Here is a 17,687-nt window from a genome sequence, read left to right on the forward strand (position 1 = left end):
CTGGGTGGTTCCATCAAGGATAGGCGGCGCGCGCTTGCCGGAAACGCGCGAAAACCAAGGTATGGGCGCCCGCGATCCCGAGGGACGCGGGCACGGCCTGGAGCAGGTCCGGTGACATCCGGCGCGCCGGATTGCTCCAGGATAGTGTTTTCCCGCGCCGAAGCGATACCGCTCCGGCGCAGTCGCCTAGAAACGCTGCGGCGAGAAGGGCGCGATGTCGATCGCCGCCGGCCGGCCGGTCACGAGGTCGGCGACGAGCCGCGCCGTGCCGGCGGACTGGGTGAGGCCGAGATGGCCGTGACCGAAGGCGTAGACGATATCGGGCGTGGCGCGGGCGCGGCCGATGGCGGGCAGGCTGTCGGGCAGCGAGGGGCGGAACCCCATCCACTGCACGCCGCCCGCCGGCTTCAGGCCGGGCAGGAAGGCTTTCGCCTTTTCCAGCATGGCCTCGGACCTGCGGAAGTTCGGCGGCAGCTTCAGCCCGCCGAGTTCCACCGCGCCGCCGACGCGGATGCCGGTCGACAGCCGGGTCACGACGAAGCCGTGGCCGCCGAAGGTGACCTGCGTCCTGAGGTCGAAGGCGCCGGGCGGCAGGGTCGTGTTGTAGCCGCGCTCGGTCTCGAGCGGGATGCTCTCGCCGAGCGTGCGGGCGACCTGGTGCGAGAAGGCGCCGGCCGCGAGCACGACCTTTTCCACGCGCCGCGTCCCGCCATCCGCCGTCGCGATCTCGACGCCGCCCTCGACGGGCCTGAGGCCAGAGACCTCGGCACGCTCGATCCTGCCGCCCTTCGCGCGAAAATGATCGGCGAGCGCCAGCGTGTAGAGTTTCGGGTCCGCGATGGAATACCAGCCGGGCGTGAAGGTGCCGTGCGTGAAGCGCGGGGCGAGGCCGGGCTGGATCGCGACCATTTCGGCGGCATCCATGTGGCGGAATTCGATGCCGTGCGCTTCGCGGGCCCTCCAGCCCGGCAGCGAGGCGTTCAGCTCGGCCCGGCTTTCATAGACCTGAAGATTGCCCTCCTTGCGTAGCATGGCAAGCGTGCCGGTCGCGCCGAGGAAGGGCTCCAGCTCGGCCCTGGAAAGGTCCATCAGCGCGGTCTGCGCGGCGGTGGAATGGGCGACGCGGCGTGCCGAGCAGGCGCGCCAGAAGCGGAACATCCAGGGGGCGATCTGCAGCGCGTAGGACGGCGGCACGGAAAGCGGCCCGAGCGGGTCGAGCAGCCATTTCGGCGCCTTCCTGAGGATGCCGGGCGAGGCGAGCGGCAGGATGTCGGTGAAGGCGAAGGCGCCGGCATTGCCGGCGGAAGCGCCGGCGGCGGGGGCTTCGCGTTCGAGCACGGTGACGGCGAGGCCGCGGGCCTGGGCGGCAATGGCCGCGGAAAGGCCGACCACGCCGGCGCCGATGACGACGACGCCCGGTTCGATTCCAGTCTTCATCATCGCCTCAGTGCGTCGCAGCGAGGAAGGTTTTCAGGTCGGCATCCTTCGGCGCGCCGAACAGCGCTTCCGGCGGGGCGATCTCGGCCATCACGCCCTTGTGGAAGAAGGCGACACGGTCGGAGACCTCGCGGGCGAACTTCATTTCGTGCGTGACGCAGATCATCGTCATGCCCTCGGAGGCGAGCATGCGCAGCGTGTCGAGCACTTCGCCGACGAGCTGCGGATCGAGCGCCGAGGTCACCTCGTCGAACAGCATGTAGGCCGGCGACATGGCAAGCGCCCGGGCGATCGCCATGCGCTGCTGCTGGCCGCCGGACATGCGGCTCGGATAGACTTTCAGCTTGTCGCCGAGGCCGACATGGGTGAGCTGCCTGACGGCCATCGCCTCGGCCTCGGCCTTCGACTGGCCCAGGACCTTGACGGGGGCCAGCATGACGTTTTCGAGCACGGTCAGGTGCGGGAAGGCGTTGAACTGCTGGAAGACGATGCCGAGCTTGCGGCGCAGCTTGTTGAGGTCCGTGCCCTTGGCATGCACGTCGGTGCCGTCGACGACGATGCGCCCGCCGTCGATGGTCTCCAGCCCGTTGATGCAGGTGAGCAGCGTCGACTTGCCCGAGCCCGAGCCGCCGATGATGGTCAGCACCTCGCCCTTCTCCACGGTGAGGTTGATTCCCTTCAGGACTTCGAGCTGGCCGAAGGATTTGCGGACGTTTTCGATCTCAATCATTGGACCACCGTCTTTCGAGAGAACCGCCGAGCCGGGCGATGGGGAAGCTGATGATGAAGTAGATGGCGCCGCAGATGAGCAGGATGAACAGCGGCTCCTGCAGGCGCGTGACGAGGATCTGCGAGGCACGCAGGAGCTCGATGAGGCCGAGCCAGAGCACGAGCGCCGAATCCTTCATGACGCCGAGCGTCAGGCCGATCCAGGCGGGCAGCGAGACCCGCGTGGCGAGCGGGGCCACGATGTAGCGCATGTCCTGCCACCAGGTCATGCCCAGCGAGCGGGCCGCGCGGCGCGTGGTGGCCGGCACGGAGGAGATGCCGCCGCGCACGATCTCGGTGCAATAGGCCGCCGTATAGAGCGACAGCACCACGCAGGAGGTGGTGAACGGCGCCCAGCCGAGCTTCATGATCGACTGCAGCGCATTGCCGAGCACGAGCTGGATGAGCAGCGGCACGGAGCGGAAGATGTCGAGCAGGAAGGTGAGCGGCATCGACCAGTAGGGGCCGGCCTGGTTGCGGATGACGCCGAAGAGGATGCCGAGCACGGTGCCCGCGAGGACGGAGACGGCGGTGACGGCGAGCGTCATGGCCGCGCCCTTGGCGAGGAAGCCGAGATCGGCAAGGGTGAGAGCGGTATCGAACATGGCTTACCCCTCTCAGTAGCGGAACATGCGCGCCGCGAGCACGCGGGCTGCAAGCGTCACGGCCTTGGCGATCAGGTAGTAGATGACCGCCGCGATCGCGAAGAATTCGAAGGTGCGGAACGAGCGGGCGTTCAGCTCCTGGGTGATGCCGGCAAGATCGGTGTTCATGCCGACGGTGACGCCGAGCGACGTCATCAGGATCGCCCAGACCATCTGGTTGGTGGCGGGCAGGAAGGCGACGCGCAGCATCTGCGGCATGACGATATAGCGGAAGGCCTGCAGCGAGGTCATGCCGAGCGAGCGGCCGGCGCGGGTCTGCGTCTCGGGGATCGCCTTCAGCGCGCCGCGGAAGTTTTCCGCGAGATAGCCGGCATTGTTGAAGGCGATGCCGGCCAGGAGCGCCGCATAGGGGCTGAGGTGGATGCCGAAACTGCCGAGGCCGAAATGGGCCATGTAGATCTGGAAGAGGGCCGGCGTGTTGCGCGCGATCTCGACCCAGGCGGTGGCGAAGCCGCCGAGGATGCGGTTGCCGGACAGCCGGAAGAGCGTCAGCGCCAGGGCGACGGCAAGGCCGATGGCCATGGAGAGCAGCGCGATCTGGAGCGTGACCAGCGCGCCGTCCAGCATCTGGGGCAACGCCTTCAGCGCCTGGTTCCAATGGAAAGTGTAACTGAACATTGCCGTCTCACCCTTCGGAAACGATGGACGGCGCGGGATGTCCCGCGCCGCCTTGGAAACGGCTCTTAGCGGTAGACGCCGCCGACCGAGAGGTCCGGCACGTCGCCGCCGACCCACTTCTCGTAGAGTTCCTTATAGCGGCCGGTGCGAACCTGCTGGTTGACGAAGAGGTTCAGGTAGTTGATCAGGCCGTATTCTTCGCGGTTGGTGAAGAGCGCGACATAGTCGATGTCATAGGGCGCCTTGCCGACGACGGAGATGCCGGCGAACTTGCCGCTCTTGACGTTGGACTGGGCGACCGTCGAGGTGGAGACCGTGGCGTCGATCTGGCCCTGGCTCAGCGCGAGGAAGACGTCGGCCTGGGTCTGGTACGGACGGAACTCGCCGGCGCCCCATTCCTTGACCGAGTTTTCGAGCGCGATGGCCTCGAACGTGCCGGCGGTGGCGCCGACGGTCTTGCCCTTCATGTCCTCGAAGGACTTGATGCCCGACTTGTCGTTGGCCGTCACGGCCATCTCGAAGGCGAAGTAGGGGATCGACATGCCGACGGTCTTGGCACGCTCCAGCGTGTCGGAGGTCGAGGCGACGCCGACATCGACGCGGCCGGACATCAGCGCCGGGATGCGCTCCGGGAAGGGCGTTTCGACGATCTCGGCGGTGACGCCGAGGGCCTTGGCCAGGTCGTTGCAGTAGTCGACGTCGAAACCGATCGGGTTGTTGTTCTCGTCGCGCGCGCCCATCGGCGGGAAGTCGAGAACGACGGCGCAGCGCAGCGTGCCGGACGAGATGATGTCGTCCAGCTTGTCGGCCTTGGCCGGGCTGGTCAGAGCGGTGGCGGCCACGAGGCCGAAGGCGAGGACCGAGGTCTTCTTCATAAACTCTCTCCCTGGATTGGTCTGTCGATTCACGCGGCGAAGGTCCGTCCTGCGCCGAGACTGTAAACCGCTACTAAAATACAACTAATATACAAAAAGTATATACCTGGAAGGAGAAAATATGACGGCCGGGCTTCCTCACGGGAAGCCCGGCCGTCAGGAGCGCTAGGATATTGAATCAGTTCAGGAAGTCTTCCGGCAGCAGGCCTTCCGGCATGTTCTGGTAGGAGACCGGGCGCAGGAAGCGGCGGATCGACATGGTGCCGACACTGGTGGCGCCGAAGTTCGTGGAGGCCGGATAGGGGCCGCCATGCACCATGGAATCCACCACCTCGACGCCGGTCGGGAAGCCGTTGACGAGCACGCGGCCGGCCTTGCGTTCGAGGACAGGGCGCAGGCGCCTGGCATCGGCAAGGTCGCCTTCATCCATGTGGATGGTCGCCGTCAGCTGGCCTTCGAAATTGCGGGCGAGCCTCTCCATCTCGTCGACCGAGGAAACGCGCACGACGAGGCCGAGCGGGCCGAAGACCTCTTCCGAAAGCGCGTGGTCGGCGAGGAACTGTTCGCCGGAGATCTCGAAGAGGTTCGGCAGCGCGTTGCGGCCGGTGGATTCCGTCGTCAGCAGCGGCTTGACGGTGTTGCGGCTTGCAAAGCGCGCCTGGCCGTCCTGGTAGGCCTTGGCGATGCCGTCGGTCAGCATGGTCTGCGGGCCGACCTTGCCGAGCGCTTCCACGGCGGCGGCGGTGAAACGGTCGGCATCCGCGCCGTCGGCGACGATGGCGATGCCCGGATTGGTGCAGAACTGGCCGGCGCCCATGGTGAGCGAGCCCGCCCAGCCCTGGCCGAGGCCTTCCGCGCGCACCTTCATGGCCTGCGGCAGCAGGAACATCGGGTTGACCGAGCCGAGCTCGCCGAAGAACGGGATCGGCTCCGGGCGGGCGGCGCACAGGTTGAAGAGGGCGCGGCCGCCGGCGAGCGAGCCGGTGAAGCCGACGGCCTTGATCAGCGGATGCTGCACCAGCGCCTCGCCGACCTGGCGGTTGCCGCCCTGGATGAGCGAGAAGACGCCGGGATGCACGCCGGTCTTCCTGATGGCAGCCTCGATGGCCTCGGCGATGATCTCGCCCGTGCCCGGATGGGCCGAGTGGCCCTTGACGACGACGGGGCAACCGGCGGCAAGCGCGGCGGCCGTATCACCGCCGGCAGTGGAGAAGGCGAGCGGGAAGTTGGAGGCGCCGAAGACGGCGACCGGGCCGATCGGCCGCTGGATCAGGCGGATTTCGGGGCGCGGCGCCGGCTGGCGGTCGGGAAGGGCCGCGTCGAAGCGGCGGTCGAGATAGTCGCCCTTCTCGATATGATCGGCGAAGAGGCGGAGCTGGCCGGTGGTGCGGCCGCGCTCGCCCTGCAGGCGCGCGACCGGCAGGCCGGTCTCCTGCGTGCCGATCTCGGTGATGGCCTCCGCCCGGGCCTCGATCTCGTCCGCGATGGCGCGCAGGAACGCGGCGCGTGTCGCGCGGGAGGAATAGCCGTAGCTGAGGAAGGCGTCTTCGGCGGCTTCCGCGGCCTTGTTCACCAGATCCACCGTGCCGACGGCAAAGTCGTGCGCCGGGCCATGGGCGGGCGAGGAGGTGAAGGTGCCGTTTCCATCAAGCCATTCGCCTGCGACGAGATGTTTACCGTTGGGAGTGAAAGCCATTAGACGTACCTTTCTCACGGGAAGAGGGATTCGCCCCTGACATAGACTCTTGCTGGGCGAATTGCACTTGTCGAAATCTTGTATACTCTATGTATGCAAATGATCAATCGCCAACCTGCCCCGGTCGGCAAAAGCGGAAGAGACCAAAGATGACGCAGACCTCCACCCTGACGATTGCCGCCCTTCACGAACGGGTGGAAGCGATCTTCCGCAAGGCCGGCCTCAATGCCGTGCAGGCCGGCGCGCTCGCCCGCGTCATCGTCGCCGGGGAGCGCGACGCCTGCAAGTCGCACGGCATCTACCGTATCGAGGGTGCGCTGCGCACCGTCAAGGCCGGAAAGGTCAAGCCGGACGCCGTGCCGGTGCTGGATGCCAACGAGGGCTCGGCCATCGTCAAGGTCAATGCCGGCGGCGGCTTTGCCAACCCGGCCTTCGAACTCGGCGTGCCGGTTCTTGCCGCCCGCGCCCGCACGCTCGGCCTTGCCGCGCTCGTCATCAACGACTGCACGCATTTCTCCGCCCTCTGGCCGGAAGTGGAGGCCGTGACCAAAGAAGGCCTTGCCGGCCTCGTCATGTGCCCGAGCTATGCCACCGTCGCGCCCACCGGCGGCAACAGGCCGCTGCTCGGCACCAATCCCTTCGCCTTCGGCTGGCCGCGCAAGGGCGATGCGCCCTATGTCTTCGACTTCGCCACCTCGGTCGCCGCCCGCGGCGAGATCGAGCTGCACCGCCGCGCCGGCAAACAGCTGCCCGAGGGCTGGGCGATCGACGCCGAGGGCAACCCGACCACCGACCCGGAAGCCGCGCTCGCCGGCGCCATGCTGCCCTTCGGCGGCCACAAGGGCTCGGCCATCGGCACGATGATCGAACTGCTCGCCGGCATCATGATCGGCGACCTGACGAGCCCGGAAGTGCTCGACTATCTCGGCACCACGACGCTTGCGCCCTTCCATGGCGAGCTGATCATCGCGATGTCGCCGGAGTCCTTCTCCGCCGGCCGGCCCGGCGATCCCTTCGCCCGCGCCGAAGTGCTGTTCGAGGCCATCGTCGGCCAGGGCGCCCGCCTGCCCTCGCAGCGCCGCTTCGTGGCGCGCAGGAAATCCGAGGCGGACGGTGTCACGCTCACCGCCGCCGAGATCGAGCAGCTCGACCGCCTGCTGGAGAAGGGGCTGGATGCGATCTCCTGATCGCGTCGCTCTTTTCATTAGCCGGCGAATAGTCTCGCGGCTCTGGCGCATTAACGCATATCCACTCCACCCACCGTCGTCATCCTCGGGCTTGACCCGAGGATCCATTCCACAGCGAGGACGTAGCGGGAAGGTGGATCCTCGGGTCAAGCCCGAGGATGACGAAGGAGAGGGCAGAGTGCGGAGGGTAGAGTGCGGGAGGAGCGGTCGATCATCGCCGCCAAAACAAAAGGCCCTCCTTGCGGAGGGCCTTTCCTGTTGCGAGAAGGCGTCAAACCTTACGCCTTGTAGGTCTGCACGGCGCCCGGCAGCTTGCTCCACTCGGCATACCAGGTGTCGAACAGCTTCAGCTGGGTCTCGACATAGCCGCGCTGGCTGTCGGAGAGCGCGTCGGTCTCGTTGAAGTGCAGCGTGTATTCCTTGTCGCCCTTCAGCACCATCATGTGCTTGAAGTAGAGGACGAGGTCCGGGCCTTCGTCGAAGGAGGAGAGCACGGCGAGCGCCGATTCCAGCTCCAGCGCGCGGGCGCGGGCATCCGGGTCGCCCTTGGCGGCGGCCTGGGCGAGATTGCACATGTGGAGCACTTCCTTGGGCAGCACGCAGCCGATGCCGGTGATCGCGCCGACGGCGCCGCAATCGACGAAGCCGGTGAAGACGCAGGTATCGACGCCGATCATCAGCGAGACGTCATCGTCGCGGCTGGTGATGTTCTCGGCCGCATAGCGCATGTCGGCCGCGCCGCCGAATTCCTTGAAGCCCACGAGGTTCTTGTGGTCCTCGCGCAGCGCGAAGAACAGGTCGGCCCGGGTGGCGAAGCCGTAATAGGGGCTGTTGTAGATGACGGCCGGCAGGTCCGGGGCGGCCGAGAGGATCGCCTTGAAATGGTTCTTCTGGGCCGCGACGACGGAACCGCGGGAGAGCACGCGCGGGATGACCATGAGGCCCTGCGCGCCGACCTTCTGGGCATGCGCGGCATGGGCGACGGCCGAGGTGGTGTTGACGGCGCCGGTGCCGACGATGACCGGGATGCCCGCCTTGACGAGGCGCTCGACGCCTTCCATGCGCTGCTCGTCGGTCAAAAGCGGCCAGTCACCCATCGAGCCGCAATAGACGACGGCCGACATGCCCTTTTCGATGAGTTCCCTGCCCTTGCGCACCAGCTGGTCGAAATCCGGCGTGCGGTCGTCCTTGCAGGGGGTCATCAGGGCGGGAATGACACCGGAAAAAATCTTGGCCTTCATGTCGGTCTCCTTTGGCGGTTCGTCGGATGGGCGGCCGGCACATGGCACGGGGCCTTTCCCCTCTCTGAGGACGGGTATAGCATCTTGTATTTTATTTGTCGACAAGAAAAATACAAATTCCGTCAGAGCGTGATGTCGAGCCTGTCGTTGCGGCTGAACAGCTTCTGCACCTGAGCAACGATCGCCTCGGCATGGGCTTTGCCGAGCCGGTCCGCCTCCTCGATGTCGCGCGCCGCGATGGCGGCGATGATCGCGGCATGTTCGTCCACGAAGCGCCGGGGGAACTGTTCGTCGTAGGACTGGTAGTAGAGCTGCAGGATGCGCCGTCCCTCGTCGAGCAGCCGGCGGAACAGGCTGGTGAAATAGGGGTTGCGCCCCGCCTCGGCGATGGCGGCATGGAAGGCGGCATTGGTGGCGATCATCTTCAGGGCGTCGCGCGCCTCGAGTGCCGCCGCATAGTCCTCGTGGAAGCCCCTGATGACGGCGAGGTCCTCCGGACGGTGCGCCTGCGCCGCAAGCCGCGTCGTCACGCGGTACATCAGCACCAGCGCGTCGAAGAAGGTGTGCAGGTTGAGGAAGTCGATGTTCGAGACCATGGTCGAGCGGTTCGGCAGGGTCTCGATCAGTCCCTCGCCGGCCAGCCGCACCAGGGCCTCGCGGATCGGCGTGCGCGACATCTTGAACCGCTCGGCAAGCTGCACCTCGTCGATCGGGCTGCCGGGGGCGAGCTTCAGGTCGAGGATCTCGTCGCGCAGGAGGTCATAGACCATCTTCACGCCGGAGCCGCGCTTGCGTTCGGGCAGGGAACTGGAATCGGTATCGGTCATCGAAAATCCTCTTGTCGACAAAAGAAATACAGTTGTCCGGCAGTGCTATCAATCGTTTAAAGTGGGCATTTTGACGAAACTGTCGTCAAGTCTCCAGGGGCCGGGATTCCGCGAAATCCGGCGCCTGCCGCGCACAAAGATGAAAAAACGCGTTTGAAAGCCCCGCACGACAAGCCGCTCCTTTGTCCTGACGGGCGCTTCCGTCCCGTGCAGGCCGCTCGCGCCGGCGCTACGTCTCGTCCTGCCGCGGCGGATAGAGATGCGTTTCCCCGCGGAAATCGCGAAGGCGGAAACAGCCGTCGTCCGCCTCTTCGACCGCCGCCGAATCCGCCCGCACCTTGCCGTGCCCGCCGGGAATGTCGAGGATATAGGCCGGCTGGCAGAGGCCGGAGACGCGGCCGCGCAGGCTTTCGACCAGCGCCCTGCCCTCGGCAAGCGTCAGGCGGAAATGCGCGGTGCCGGGCGCCAGGTCGGGATGGTGCAGGTAATAGGGCTTGACCCGGTTCTCGACGAAGGTGCGCATCAGGTCGGCCAGCACCGCCGCATCGTCGTTGACGCCCTTCAGCAGCACCGTCTGGCTGACCATCACCAGGCCGGCATCGACGATGCGGGCGATGGCGGCGCGGGCCTCGGCCGTGAATTCGCGCGGGTGGTTGGCATGCAGCGCCACATAGGTCGTCTTGCCGGAGGTCTTCAGCGCCGCGATCAGCGCGGCATCCACCCGCGCCGGATCGACGACGGGCACGCGGCTGTGGAACCGCACGATCTTCACATGGGGGATGGCGGCAAGCCGTTCCAGGATCGCCTGCAGCCGGCGCGGCGAGAGCACGAGCGGGTCGCCGCCGGTCAGGATCACCTCCCAGATCGCCGGCCGGGCCGCGATATAGGTGATCGCCGCGTCGAGCGCCTGGGCGGAGAGGGTGCCGAGCCCTTCCGGCCCGACCATCTCGCGGCGGAAGCAGAAGCGGCAATAGACCGGGCAGACATGCACGGCCTTCAGGAGGACGCGATCGGGATAGCGGTGCACGATGCCCTCGACGGGGCTGTGCGCGAGGTCGCCGATCGGGTCGGCGCGCTCCTCCGGCAGGGTCACGAGCTCCGCGGCATCGGGCACGAACTGGCGGGCGACCGGATCGTTCGGATCGGCCGGATCGATCAGCGCGACGAGCGACGGCGTGACGGCGACGGCATAGCGCGCGGCGACCGCCGCCGCGCCCGCCCGTCGCGCCTCGGGAACGAGGCCGGCCTCGACCAGCTCGGCCACCGTCGTCAGGCTGCGCGCCGCCGTCATGGCGCGGTCTCCGCGACCGGCGCCCAGATCACCTGGTCGATGCGCGCGGCGCCCGTCGCCAGCATGACCAGCCGGTCGAAGCCGAGCGCGATGCCGCTGGCCTCGGGCATATGGGCGAGCGCGGCGAGGAAATCCTCGTCGAGCGGATAGGTCTCGCCATAGACGCGGGCCTTTTCCGCCATTTCCAGCTCGAAGCGCCGGCGCTGCTCGCCCGCATCGGTCAATTCGCCGAAGGCATTGGCCAGCTCCACCCCGCAGGCATAGAGCTCGAAGCGCTCGGCGACGCGCCGGTCCCGTGCCGCCGGGCGGGCGAGCGCGGCCTCCGCGGTCGGATATTCGCACAGGATGGTGGCGCGGCCGAAACCGAGCTGCGGCTCCACCTTTTCCACCAGCACGCGGCTGAAGAGGTCGGCCCAGGTGTCGTCCTCCGCCACGCGCAGGCCGGCCGCCCGCAGGGATGCGGCAAGGCGCGCGCGGTCCGTCGCGCCGTCGGGATCGATCGAGCCGAGGAGGTCGATGCCGGCATGGCATCGGAAGGCCTCCGCCACCGTCAGCCGCTCGGGCGGCAAGGCCGGATCGCAGGTCGCGCCGCGGTAGGCAAGCATCGCGGCCCCCGTCACCCCGGCGGCCAGCGCGAGGATCTCCGCGCAATCCTCCATCAGCACGTCATAGGCCTCGCCCGCACGATACCATTCCAGCATGGTGAATTCCGGGTGGTGCAGCGGCCCGCGCTCGCGGTTGCGATAGACATGGGCGAAGCAGGCGATGCGCCTTTCCCCCGCCGTCAGCAGCTTCTTGCAGGCGAATTCCGGCGAGGTGTGCAGGTAGAGCGGCGTCCTTGCGCCGGAATGGCCGATCGCGGCGGTCTCGAAGGCGTGCAGATGCGCCTCGTTGCCGGGTGAGACCTGCAGCGTCGCGGTGTCGACCTCGATGAAATCGCGCGCGGCGAACCAGCCGCGCAACGCCGCCTGGATGCGGTTTCGCGCCAGGAGGAACGGCCGGCGGTCGGCATGGACATCGGGCGTCCACCAGGGCGAGGGCTTCGGGCTCATGGCGTCTCTATGACAGGTTTCTTCGCGCTTGCCGGCGGACAGACTGGTGTTTTGCCGGAATATAGGGTAGTTGCGGCCCCGAAAACACATTTTCGGCACTTGGGGAAGGCGTCTCACGGCGGTCCTCTACGCCGCGATCCATTCAGTTACAAGGAAGACTTATGGTAAAGATCATCGCCTCTTCCGTCCGCAAGGGCAACGTCCTCGAGGTCGAAGGCAAGCTCTATGTCGTGCTGACGGCGCAGAACTTCCACCCGGGCAAGGGCACGCCTGTCACGCAGATCGACATGCGCCGTATCTCCGACGGCGTGAAGGTTTCCGAACGCTACCGCACGACCGAACAGGTCGAGCGCGCCTTCGTGGAAGACCGCGAGCACAACTTCCTCTACGAGGATGGTGACGGCTACCATTTCATGAACCCGGAGACCTACGACCAGCTGACCATGTCCCACGAGGACATCGGCGACCTGAAGGCCTATCTCCAGGAGGGCATGACGGTCATCCTGTCGGTGCATGAGGGCGTCGCCATCGCCATCGACCTGCCGCGCCACGTCACGCTCGAGATCGTCGAGACCGAACCGGTCGTCAAGGGCCAGACGGCCTCGTCCTCCTACAAGCCGGCGATCCTGTCGAACGGCGTGCGCACGCTGGTGCCGCCGCATATCACCGCCGGCACGCGCGTCGTCATCGCGACGGAAGACGGTTCCTACGTGGAACGCGCCAAGGACTGACCGGTTTTGCGGGAAGCGGCGGGCGATCGGGGTCGATGCACGCCCTGCACCAAGCCCTCCGTCATCCTCGGGCTCGACCCGAGGATCCACAATCCACGGTGTGCCGGTGGATGGGTGGTCGCATCAGGCCCGACCATGACGAAAGAGAGGCTTGGCGGACTTCGCCAACAATCCAAGCCGCCGCGCCGTTTCCGGCAGGCGGCTTTTTTCCTTCCAGTTTCCGGAAAAACCGTTAAGACCGACTCCCGGCTCTCACCCAACGGAGACGGAACTTTCGCATGACCAAATTCGACGTGCTGACGGTCGGCAATGCCATCGTCGATATCATCGCGCGCTGCGACGAGAACTTCATCACGGACAACGGCATCATCAAGGGCGCGATGAACCTCATCGATGCCGAACGGGCCGAACTGCTCTATTCCCGCATGGGCCCCGCGCTCGAGGCCTCGGGCGGCAGTGCCGGCAACACCGCCTCGGGCGTCGCCAGCTTCGGCGGCAGGGCCGCCTATTTCGGCAAGGTGGCGCACGACCAGCTCGGCGAGATCTTCATCCACGACATCCGCGCCCAGGGCGTGCATTTCGAGACCAAGCCGCTGGCCGGCCCGCCGCCGACCGCCCGCTCGATGATCTTCGTCACGCCCGATGGCGAGCGCTCGATGAACACCTATCTCGGCGCCTGCGTGGAACTCGGGCCGGAAGACGTGGAGGAAAGCGTCGTCGCCGAGGCCAAGGTCACCTATTTCGAAGGCTATCTCTGGGATCCGCCGCGCGCCAAGGACGCGATCCGCGACTGCGCCCGCATCGCCCATGCGAACGGCCGGGAAATGTCGATGACGCTGTCGGACAGCTTCTGCGTGCACCGCTACCGCGACGAGTTCCTCGACCTCATGCGCTCCGGCACGATCGACATCGTCTTCGCCAACAAGGCCGAAGCCCTGGCGCTCTACGAGACCGAGGATTTCGAGGAGGCGCTGTCGCGCATCGCTAAGGATTGCCGGCTGGCGGTGGTGACGATGAGCGAGGAAGGCTCGGTCATCCTGACCGGCGGCGAACGCACCAGGGTGGAGGCGATCAGCATTCCGAGCGTCGTCGACACGACGGGCGCGGGCGATCTCTACGCCGCCGGCTTCCTCTACGGTTATACGGCCGGGCGGTCGCTGGCCGATTGCGGCCGGCTCGGCAGCCTTGCCGCCGGCCTCGTCATCCAGCAGGTCGGCCCCCGCCCGCTGCTCTCGCTGGCGGAAGAGGCCAGGAAGGCCGGCCTTACTTGAAGGCCTCGCCCGGATAGGCGCCCCAGATCTCGTTCTGCGAGACCCATCCGGCCGTGCCGTCCGCTTCGGCGCGGCACCAGTCGCCGTTGCATTCGCCGACCTTGATGACGACGCCGGGCTGGATCTTCGCGATGACCGTCGAGTTCGACATCGCCTCGCGTCGCATGTTGACGAAGATGCCCTCGCCCTTGCCGCGCATCCATGGCGCGGTGACGGCGGTGCGCTCGCCGGAGAGCAGCGCCTGGTTGACCCAGCCCTCCGTGCCATCCGCGTCGCGGATGCGGCGCCAGTTATCGTATTCCTGGATGATCTCGACCGGCACGCCGGATTTGAGATAGCGCCAGGCGACGGCATAATCGACGCTGGGCCCGACGCGCAGGTTGACGCTTTTCGCCTTGAGGCTGACGAAGCGGGGCAGCGGCAGGCCGCTCGGCCCCTTGGCCGCCTGGGCATGGGCGAACTGGACGCCGGCAACGGAGACGAGGAGGCCCGCAAGGGCGGCAAGGCTGAGACGCAGGACAAGGTGACGCATGGACGATCCGCACAGATTGGAGAGGGCATGACGCTGCCGAACCGGCGCAAATTGGCAAATCGCAGGAACGCCAAAGAGGGCGGATTGTCTTCGCGACCGGGTCTGGTAGAAAATGCCCCTGATGAAGCAATCCTTGCCCAACTTGGTTAAGGACCCGTCAACAGGACGCCGGAACAGCCCATGACCCAGAAGAAAAAACCGAAGGTCTACATCACCCGCCGCCTGCCCGAGGTTGTGGAGACCCGGATGCGCGAACTGTTCGACGCGGAGCTCAACATCGACGACACGCCGCGCAGCCAGCCCGAGCTCGTCGCCGCTGTCAAATCGGCCGACGTTCTGGTGCCGACGCTGACGGACCGGATCGACGCCGCGCTCATCGAGCAGGCCGGCCCGCAACTGAAGCTGATCGCCTGCTTCTCCAACGGCGTCGACAATGTCGACGTGGAGGCGGCGGCACGGCGCGGCATCACCGTCACCAACACGCCGAACGTTCTCACCGAGGACACGGCCGACATGACGATGGCGCTGATCCTCGCCGTCCCCCGCCGGCTGGCGGAAGGGGCGCGCATCCTGACGGACCGCAGGGGCGAATGGGCCGGCTGGTCGCCGACCTGGATGCTCGGCCGACGCATCTGGGGCAAGCGCCTCGGCATCGTCGGCATGGGGCGCATCGGCACCGCCGTCGCCCGCCGCGCCAAGGCCTTCGGCCTCTCCATCCACTACCACAACCGCCACCGCGTGCGCCCGGACACGGAGGACGCGCTGGAGGCGACCTATTGGGACAGCCTCGACCAGATGCTGGCGCGCGTCGACATCGTCTCGGTCAACTGCCCCTCGACGCCGGCGACCTATCACCTTCTGTCGGCCCGCCGGCTCGAGCTGATGCAGCCGACGAGCTATATCGTCAACACAGCGCGCGGCGGCATCATCGACGAGACGGCGCTGATCAAGTGCCTGCGCGAAGGCAAGATGGCCGGCGCCGGCCTCGACGTCTTCGAGAACGAGCCTTCGGTCAACCCGAAGCTCCTGAAGCTCGCCGCCGAGGGCAAGGTCGTGCTCCTGCCGCACATGAGCTCGGCGACGCTCGAAAGCCGCGTCGACATGGGCGAGAAGGTCGTCATCAACATCCGCACCTTCTTCGACGGCCACCGCCCGCCGGACCGCGTGCTGCCGAACCGGGTGTGATCGACGCGGGCTGAGCCCCCCTCTGCCCTGCCGGGCATCTCCCCCTCAAGGGGGGAGATCGGCCAGAAGCAGGAACCTCGCTCGATCAGCAGCGCCTGAGATAGGCGAAACGTTGCTCCATCCAATCTCCCCCCTTGAGGGGAGATGCCCGGCAGGGCAGAGGGGGGTGGCAACCCGGCTCTCAGGAACGAGCGCTACTCCCCTTCCGCCGCCTGTATTTCAGCGTTTCGAACCGCGCCGCCAGCCCGTCGTAAAGCAGCAGCCGCCCGACCAGCGGGTCGCCGGCGCCCGTGACGAGCTTGATCACCTCCATCGCCATCAGCGTGCCGACGACGCCGGTCAGCGCGCCGACGATGCCGGCTTCGGCGCAGGCCGGAACGACGCCGGGCGGTGGGGCCGTGGGGAAGAGGTCACGGTAGCCGGGGTGAAGCGTGCCGTCCGGCCCGGCCTCATAGGGTTTCAGCACGGTCAGCGAACCGTCGAAGCGGCCGACGGCGCCGGTGACGAGCGGAATGCGCGCAGCCTCCGCCGCATCGGCAGAGGCATAGCGCGTGTCGAAATTGTCCGAACCGTCGACGAGGAGGTCGTAGCCGGCAAGAAGGCGCGCGGCCGTTCCGGCCGTCAGCCGCTCGGCGATGCCGGTGAAGGCGACATGCGGGTTGAGGCGGGCGACGGCGGCCTCGGCGCTCGCGATCTTCGGCGTGCCGAGGCCGGCCGTGTCGTGGATCACCTGGCGCTGGAGGTTGGAGAGGGAGACCGTGTCGTCGTCGAGAACGCCGATATGGCCGATGCCGGCGGCGGCGAGATACTGGATGACCGGCGCGCCGAGGCCGCCGGCGCCGACGATCAGCACATGCGCCTGCTTCAGCTTCTGCTGGCCCGCGCCGCCGATCTCGGCGAGCACGATATGCCGGCGGTAGCGGTCGATCTCTTCGGGGCTGAGCGGATCGGTCATGGCACGATGCCTCCATGCGAGACGGTGAGGAACTGCGCGCGCTCGCCGAGCGCGTCGAACATCGACCGGTCGGTGCCGGTCATGAAGGCCTGGCCGCCAAGCGCATCGACCCGGTCGAACAGCGCGGCCCTGCGACCTTCATCGAGATGGGCGGCGATCTCGTCGAGCAGCAGCACCGGCGCATGGCCGGTCATGCCCCCGACGAGGCCGGCATGGGCGAGGATGAGGCCGACGAGCAGTGCCTTCTGCTCGCCCGTCGAGCAGCGCTCGGCCTCCATGTCCTTCTCGCGATGGCGGATCATGAGATCGGCGCGGTGCGGGCCGTCCAGCGTGCGGCCGGCGGCGGCGTCCCGGTAGCGGCCGTCCTGCAGCATGCCGAGATAGATGTCCTCGATCTCGTAGGCCGGGCGCTGCCATTCCCCGTCGAGGAAGCCGGAAAGGCGCATGGTAGCCGAGGGGAACGGCCCGTCGTCGCGCGCCGCCTCCACGAGGCCGGAGAGGAGGCCGACGAGCTCGTGGCGGGCATGCGCCATGGCGATGCCGAGCTCGGCCATCTGCCGCTCCAGCGCCGTCAGCCAGGCGGGATCTGGCCGCGGCTCGGAGAGCAGCCGGTTGCGGCCGCGCATCGCCTTCTCGAAATCCGCCGCCCGGCGGCCGTGCTCGGGATCGAGCGACAGCACCAGCCGGTCGAGGAAACGGCGGCGATCGGCGGAGGGACCGGTGAAGAGGCCGTCCATGGACGGCGTCAGCCAGACGACGCGCAGATGATCGAGCAGTTCGTCGACGGTGCGGGCGGGCGTGCCGTTCAGCCGGAGTTTTCGCGCCTGGCCCTCGTCGCCGCCCTCGGTGCCCGTGCCGATGTCGACCTCGCCCATCATGCCGTCGAGCGTGGCGAAGACGGAAAAGCCGCCGCTCGCGCCGGCGCGCACGACATCGCCATAGGGCGCGCGGCGCAGGCCCCGGCCCGGCGAAAGCAGGGAGACGGCCTCCATCAGATTGGTCTTGCCCGCACCGTTCTGCCCCGTCAGCACGACATGCCGGCCGTCGAGCGGCAGCGACAGGCCCGCATAGTTGCGGAAATCCGTGAGCTTGAGGCGGGAAAGGGAAACCTTGTGCGGCATGGGGGTGAGAGCTAGAGCATTTTGCCGCCAAGGGGAATCACCCTGCGGCGCATAAATCGGGCAACAACAGAAAGATGGGCAGGCGCCGGGCGCCGCACAAGCCGCCCCGGCCCGCAGGGGCAGACTATCGCATATGGAGTTCGGCCCTGCCGCTCTCCCCTTCTCCTCGCGGGGAGAAGGGAATGTGGCAGCGGCTTGCTTCCATAGGCGATGGCTCTTGGGGAGAGATGCCGGC

Annotated in this window: 17 protein-coding genes; 4 read left to right on the top strand and 13 right to left on the bottom strand. The window is 67.3% G+C overall.

The features are described 5' to 3' along the window. Nucleotides 1-186: 186 nt before the first annotated feature. The 6 genes from MUU56_RS27170 to MUU56_RS27195 form a co-directional block, all read right to left on the bottom strand. Nucleotides 187-1,437 carry an NAD(P)/FAD-dependent oxidoreductase gene (locus tag MUU56_RS27170; protein WP_244770397.1) on the bottom strand — a complete coding sequence of 417 codons (1,251 nt, stop codon included), beginning with the start codon at nt 1,435-1,437 and terminating at the stop codon, nt 187-189. A gap of 7 nt (nt 1,438-1,444) precedes the next feature. Continuing rightward, nucleotides 1,445-2,167 carry an amino acid ABC transporter ATP-binding protein gene (locus MUU56_RS27175; protein WP_244770398.1) on the bottom strand — a complete coding sequence of 241 codons (723 nt, stop codon included), beginning with the start codon at nt 2,165-2,167 and terminating at the stop codon, nt 1,445-1,447. Then, a complete protein-coding gene (locus MUU56_RS27180) occupies nt 2,160-2,810 on the bottom strand; it encodes an amino acid ABC transporter permease (RefSeq protein ID WP_244770399.1) in 651 nt (216 codons plus the stop codon). The genes MUU56_RS27175 and MUU56_RS27180 overlap by 8 nt, the downstream gene beginning before the upstream one ends. Before the next feature lie 12 nt (nt 2,811-2,822). Further along, nucleotides 2,823-3,488, bottom strand: a complete 666-nt coding sequence (locus MUU56_RS27185; protein WP_244770400.1) for an amino acid ABC transporter permease — start codon at nt 3,486-3,488, stop codon at nt 2,823-2,825. Nucleotides 3,489-3,553: 65 nt separating this feature from the next. After that, a complete protein-coding gene (locus MUU56_RS27190) occupies nt 3,554-4,363 on the bottom strand; it encodes an ABC transporter substrate-binding protein (RefSeq protein ID WP_064332107.1) in 810 nt (269 codons plus the stop codon). 178 nt (nt 4,364-4,541) lie between these two features. Then, on the bottom strand, nt 4,542-6,059 hold the full coding sequence (locus tag MUU56_RS27195) for an aldehyde dehydrogenase (NADP(+)) (protein ID WP_244770401.1): 1,518 nt from the start codon (nt 6,057-6,059) through the stop codon (nt 4,542-4,544). 149 nt (nt 6,060-6,208) lie between these two features. Between MUU56_RS27195 and MUU56_RS27200 the strand changes: the two genes are divergently transcribed. Continuing rightward, entirely contained in the window at nt 6,209-7,246 is a 1,038-nt protein-coding gene (locus MUU56_RS27200; protein ID WP_244770402.1) for an Ldh family oxidoreductase, read from the top strand. A 278-nt stretch (nt 7,247-7,524) separates the two neighbouring features. Here the strand turns inward: MUU56_RS27200 and MUU56_RS27205 are convergent, their stop codons facing one another. The 4 genes from MUU56_RS27205 to epmA all read right to left on the bottom strand — a co-directional run bounded on the left by MUU56_RS27205 (nt 7,525) and on the right by epmA (nt 11,657). Continuing rightward, on the bottom strand, nt 7,525-8,487 hold the full coding sequence (locus MUU56_RS27205) for a dihydrodipicolinate synthase family protein (RefSeq protein ID WP_244770403.1): 963 nt from the start codon (nt 8,485-8,487) through the stop codon (nt 7,525-7,527). 122 nt (nt 8,488-8,609) lie between these two features. Further along, entirely contained in the window at nt 8,610-9,314 is a 705-nt protein-coding gene (locus tag MUU56_RS27210; protein ID WP_244770404.1) for a GntR family transcriptional regulator, read from the bottom strand. Between the two features lie 229 nt (nt 9,315-9,543). After that, entirely contained in the window at nt 9,544-10,605 is a 1,062-nt protein-coding gene (locus MUU56_RS27215; protein WP_244770405.1) for a lysine-2,3-aminomutase-like protein, read from the bottom strand. Beyond that, nucleotides 10,602-11,657, bottom strand: a complete 1,056-nt coding sequence (epmA, locus tag MUU56_RS27220) for an EF-P lysine aminoacylase EpmA (protein ID WP_244770406.1) — start codon at nt 11,655-11,657, stop codon at nt 10,602-10,604. The genes MUU56_RS27215 and epmA overlap by 4 nt, the downstream gene beginning before the upstream one ends. 161 nt (nt 11,658-11,818) lie before the next feature. Between epmA and efp the strand changes: the two genes are divergently transcribed. Both efp and MUU56_RS27230 read left to right on the top strand, forming a co-directional pair. Then, complete coding sequence (efp, locus tag MUU56_RS27225) at nt 11,819-12,388, top strand: elongation factor P (RefSeq protein ID WP_064332100.1); 570 nt, start codon at nt 11,819-11,821, stop codon at nt 12,386-12,388. 278 nt (nt 12,389-12,666) lie between these two features. Then, the gene (locus MUU56_RS27230) at nt 12,667-13,659 is read left to right on the top strand and encodes an adenosine kinase (RefSeq protein WP_244770407.1); all 993 of its coding nucleotides are present in this window, start codon (nt 12,667-12,669) and stop codon (nt 13,657-13,659) included. Here MUU56_RS27230 and MUU56_RS27235 read toward each other — a convergent pair. Continuing rightward, nucleotides 13,652-14,191 (bottom strand): SH3 domain-containing protein, encoded by a 540-nt coding sequence (locus MUU56_RS27235; protein WP_244770408.1) that lies wholly within the window; start codon nt 14,189-14,191, stop codon nt 13,652-13,654. The genes MUU56_RS27230 and MUU56_RS27235 overlap by 8 nt on opposite strands. A 180-nt stretch (nt 14,192-14,371) precedes the next feature. Between MUU56_RS27235 and MUU56_RS27240 the strand changes: the two genes are divergently transcribed. Continuing rightward, nucleotides 14,372-15,376 (top strand): 2-hydroxyacid dehydrogenase, encoded by a 1,005-nt coding sequence (locus MUU56_RS27240; protein WP_244770409.1) that lies wholly within the window; start codon nt 14,372-14,374, stop codon nt 15,374-15,376. A gap of 181 nt (nt 15,377-15,557) precedes the next feature. On the opposite strand, the gene moeB is transcribed toward MUU56_RS27240, so the two are convergent. Together moeB and recF are read right to left on the bottom strand one after the other, a co-directional pair. Then, nucleotides 15,558-16,331: a molybdopterin-synthase adenylyltransferase MoeB gene (moeB, locus tag MUU56_RS27245; RefSeq protein WP_244770410.1), complete on the bottom strand. Its 774-nt coding sequence runs from the start codon at nt 16,329-16,331 to the stop codon at nt 15,558-15,560. Next, nucleotides 16,328-17,452, bottom strand: coding sequence for a DNA replication/repair protein RecF (gene recF, locus MUU56_RS27250; protein ID WP_244770411.1), 1,125 nt, complete (start codon nt 17,450-17,452; stop codon nt 16,328-16,330). The genes moeB and recF overlap by 4 nt, the downstream gene beginning before the upstream one ends. Nucleotides 17,453-17,687 lie beyond the last annotated feature (235 nt).

Source organism: Shinella yambaruensis, assembly GCF_022899355.1.
Lineage (GTDB): Bacteria > Pseudomonadota > Alphaproteobacteria > Rhizobiales > Rhizobiaceae > Shinella > Shinella yambaruensis.

What these genes read in the sequence shown, in the direction of transcription:
- MUU56_RS27170 (WP_244770397.1), bottom strand. Translation starts at nt 1,437, where the DNA reads ATGAAGACTGGAATCGAACCGGGCGTCGTCGTCATCGGCGCCGGCGTG.
- MUU56_RS27175 (WP_244770398.1), bottom strand. Translation starts at nt 2,167, where the DNA reads ATGATTGAGATCGAAAACGTCCGCAAATCCTTCGGCCAGCTCGAAGTC.
- MUU56_RS27180 (WP_244770399.1), bottom strand. Translation starts at nt 2,810, where the DNA reads ATGTTCGATACCGCTCTCACCCTTGCCGATCTCGGCTTCCTCGCCAAG.
- MUU56_RS27185 (WP_244770400.1), bottom strand. Translation starts at nt 3,488, where the DNA reads ATGTTCAGTTACACTTTCCATTGGAACCAGGCGCTGAAGGCGTTGCCC.
- MUU56_RS27190 (WP_064332107.1), bottom strand. Translation starts at nt 4,363, where the DNA reads ATGAAGAAGACCTCGGTCCTCGCCTTCGGCCTCGTGGCCGCCACCGCT.
- MUU56_RS27195 (WP_244770401.1), bottom strand. Translation starts at nt 6,059, where the DNA reads ATGGCTTTCACTCCCAACGGTAAACATCTCGTCGCAGGCGAATGGCTT.
- MUU56_RS27200 (WP_244770402.1), top strand. Translation starts at nt 6,209, where the DNA reads ATGACGCAGACCTCCACCCTGACGATTGCCGCCCTTCACGAACGGGTG.
- MUU56_RS27205 (WP_244770403.1), bottom strand. Translation starts at nt 8,487, where the DNA reads ATGAAGGCCAAGATTTTTTCCGGTGTCATTCCCGCCCTGATGACCCCC.
- MUU56_RS27210 (WP_244770404.1), bottom strand. Translation starts at nt 9,314, where the DNA reads ATGACCGATACCGATTCCAGTTCCCTGCCCGAACGCAAGCGCGGCTCC.
- MUU56_RS27215 (WP_244770405.1), bottom strand. Translation starts at nt 10,605, where the DNA reads ATGACGGCGGCGCGCAGCCTGACGACGGTGGCCGAGCTGGTCGAGGCC.
- epmA (WP_244770406.1), bottom strand. Translation starts at nt 11,657, where the DNA reads ATGAGCCCGAAGCCCTCGCCCTGGTGGACGCCCGATGTCCATGCCGAC.
- efp (WP_064332100.1), top strand. Translation starts at nt 11,819, where the DNA reads ATGGTAAAGATCATCGCCTCTTCCGTCCGCAAGGGCAACGTCCTCGAG.
- MUU56_RS27230 (WP_244770407.1), top strand. Translation starts at nt 12,667, where the DNA reads ATGACCAAATTCGACGTGCTGACGGTCGGCAATGCCATCGTCGATATC.
- MUU56_RS27235 (WP_244770408.1), bottom strand. Translation starts at nt 14,191, where the DNA reads ATGCGTCACCTTGTCCTGCGTCTCAGCCTTGCCGCCCTTGCGGGCCTC.
- MUU56_RS27240 (WP_244770409.1), top strand. Translation starts at nt 14,372, where the DNA reads ATGACCCAGAAGAAAAAACCGAAGGTCTACATCACCCGCCGCCTGCCC.
- moeB (WP_244770410.1), bottom strand. Translation starts at nt 16,331, where the DNA reads ATGACCGATCCGCTCAGCCCCGAAGAGATCGACCGCTACCGCCGGCAT.
- recF (WP_244770411.1), bottom strand. Translation starts at nt 17,452, where the DNA reads ATGCCGCACAAGGTTTCCCTTTCCCGCCTCAAGCTCACGGATTTCCGC.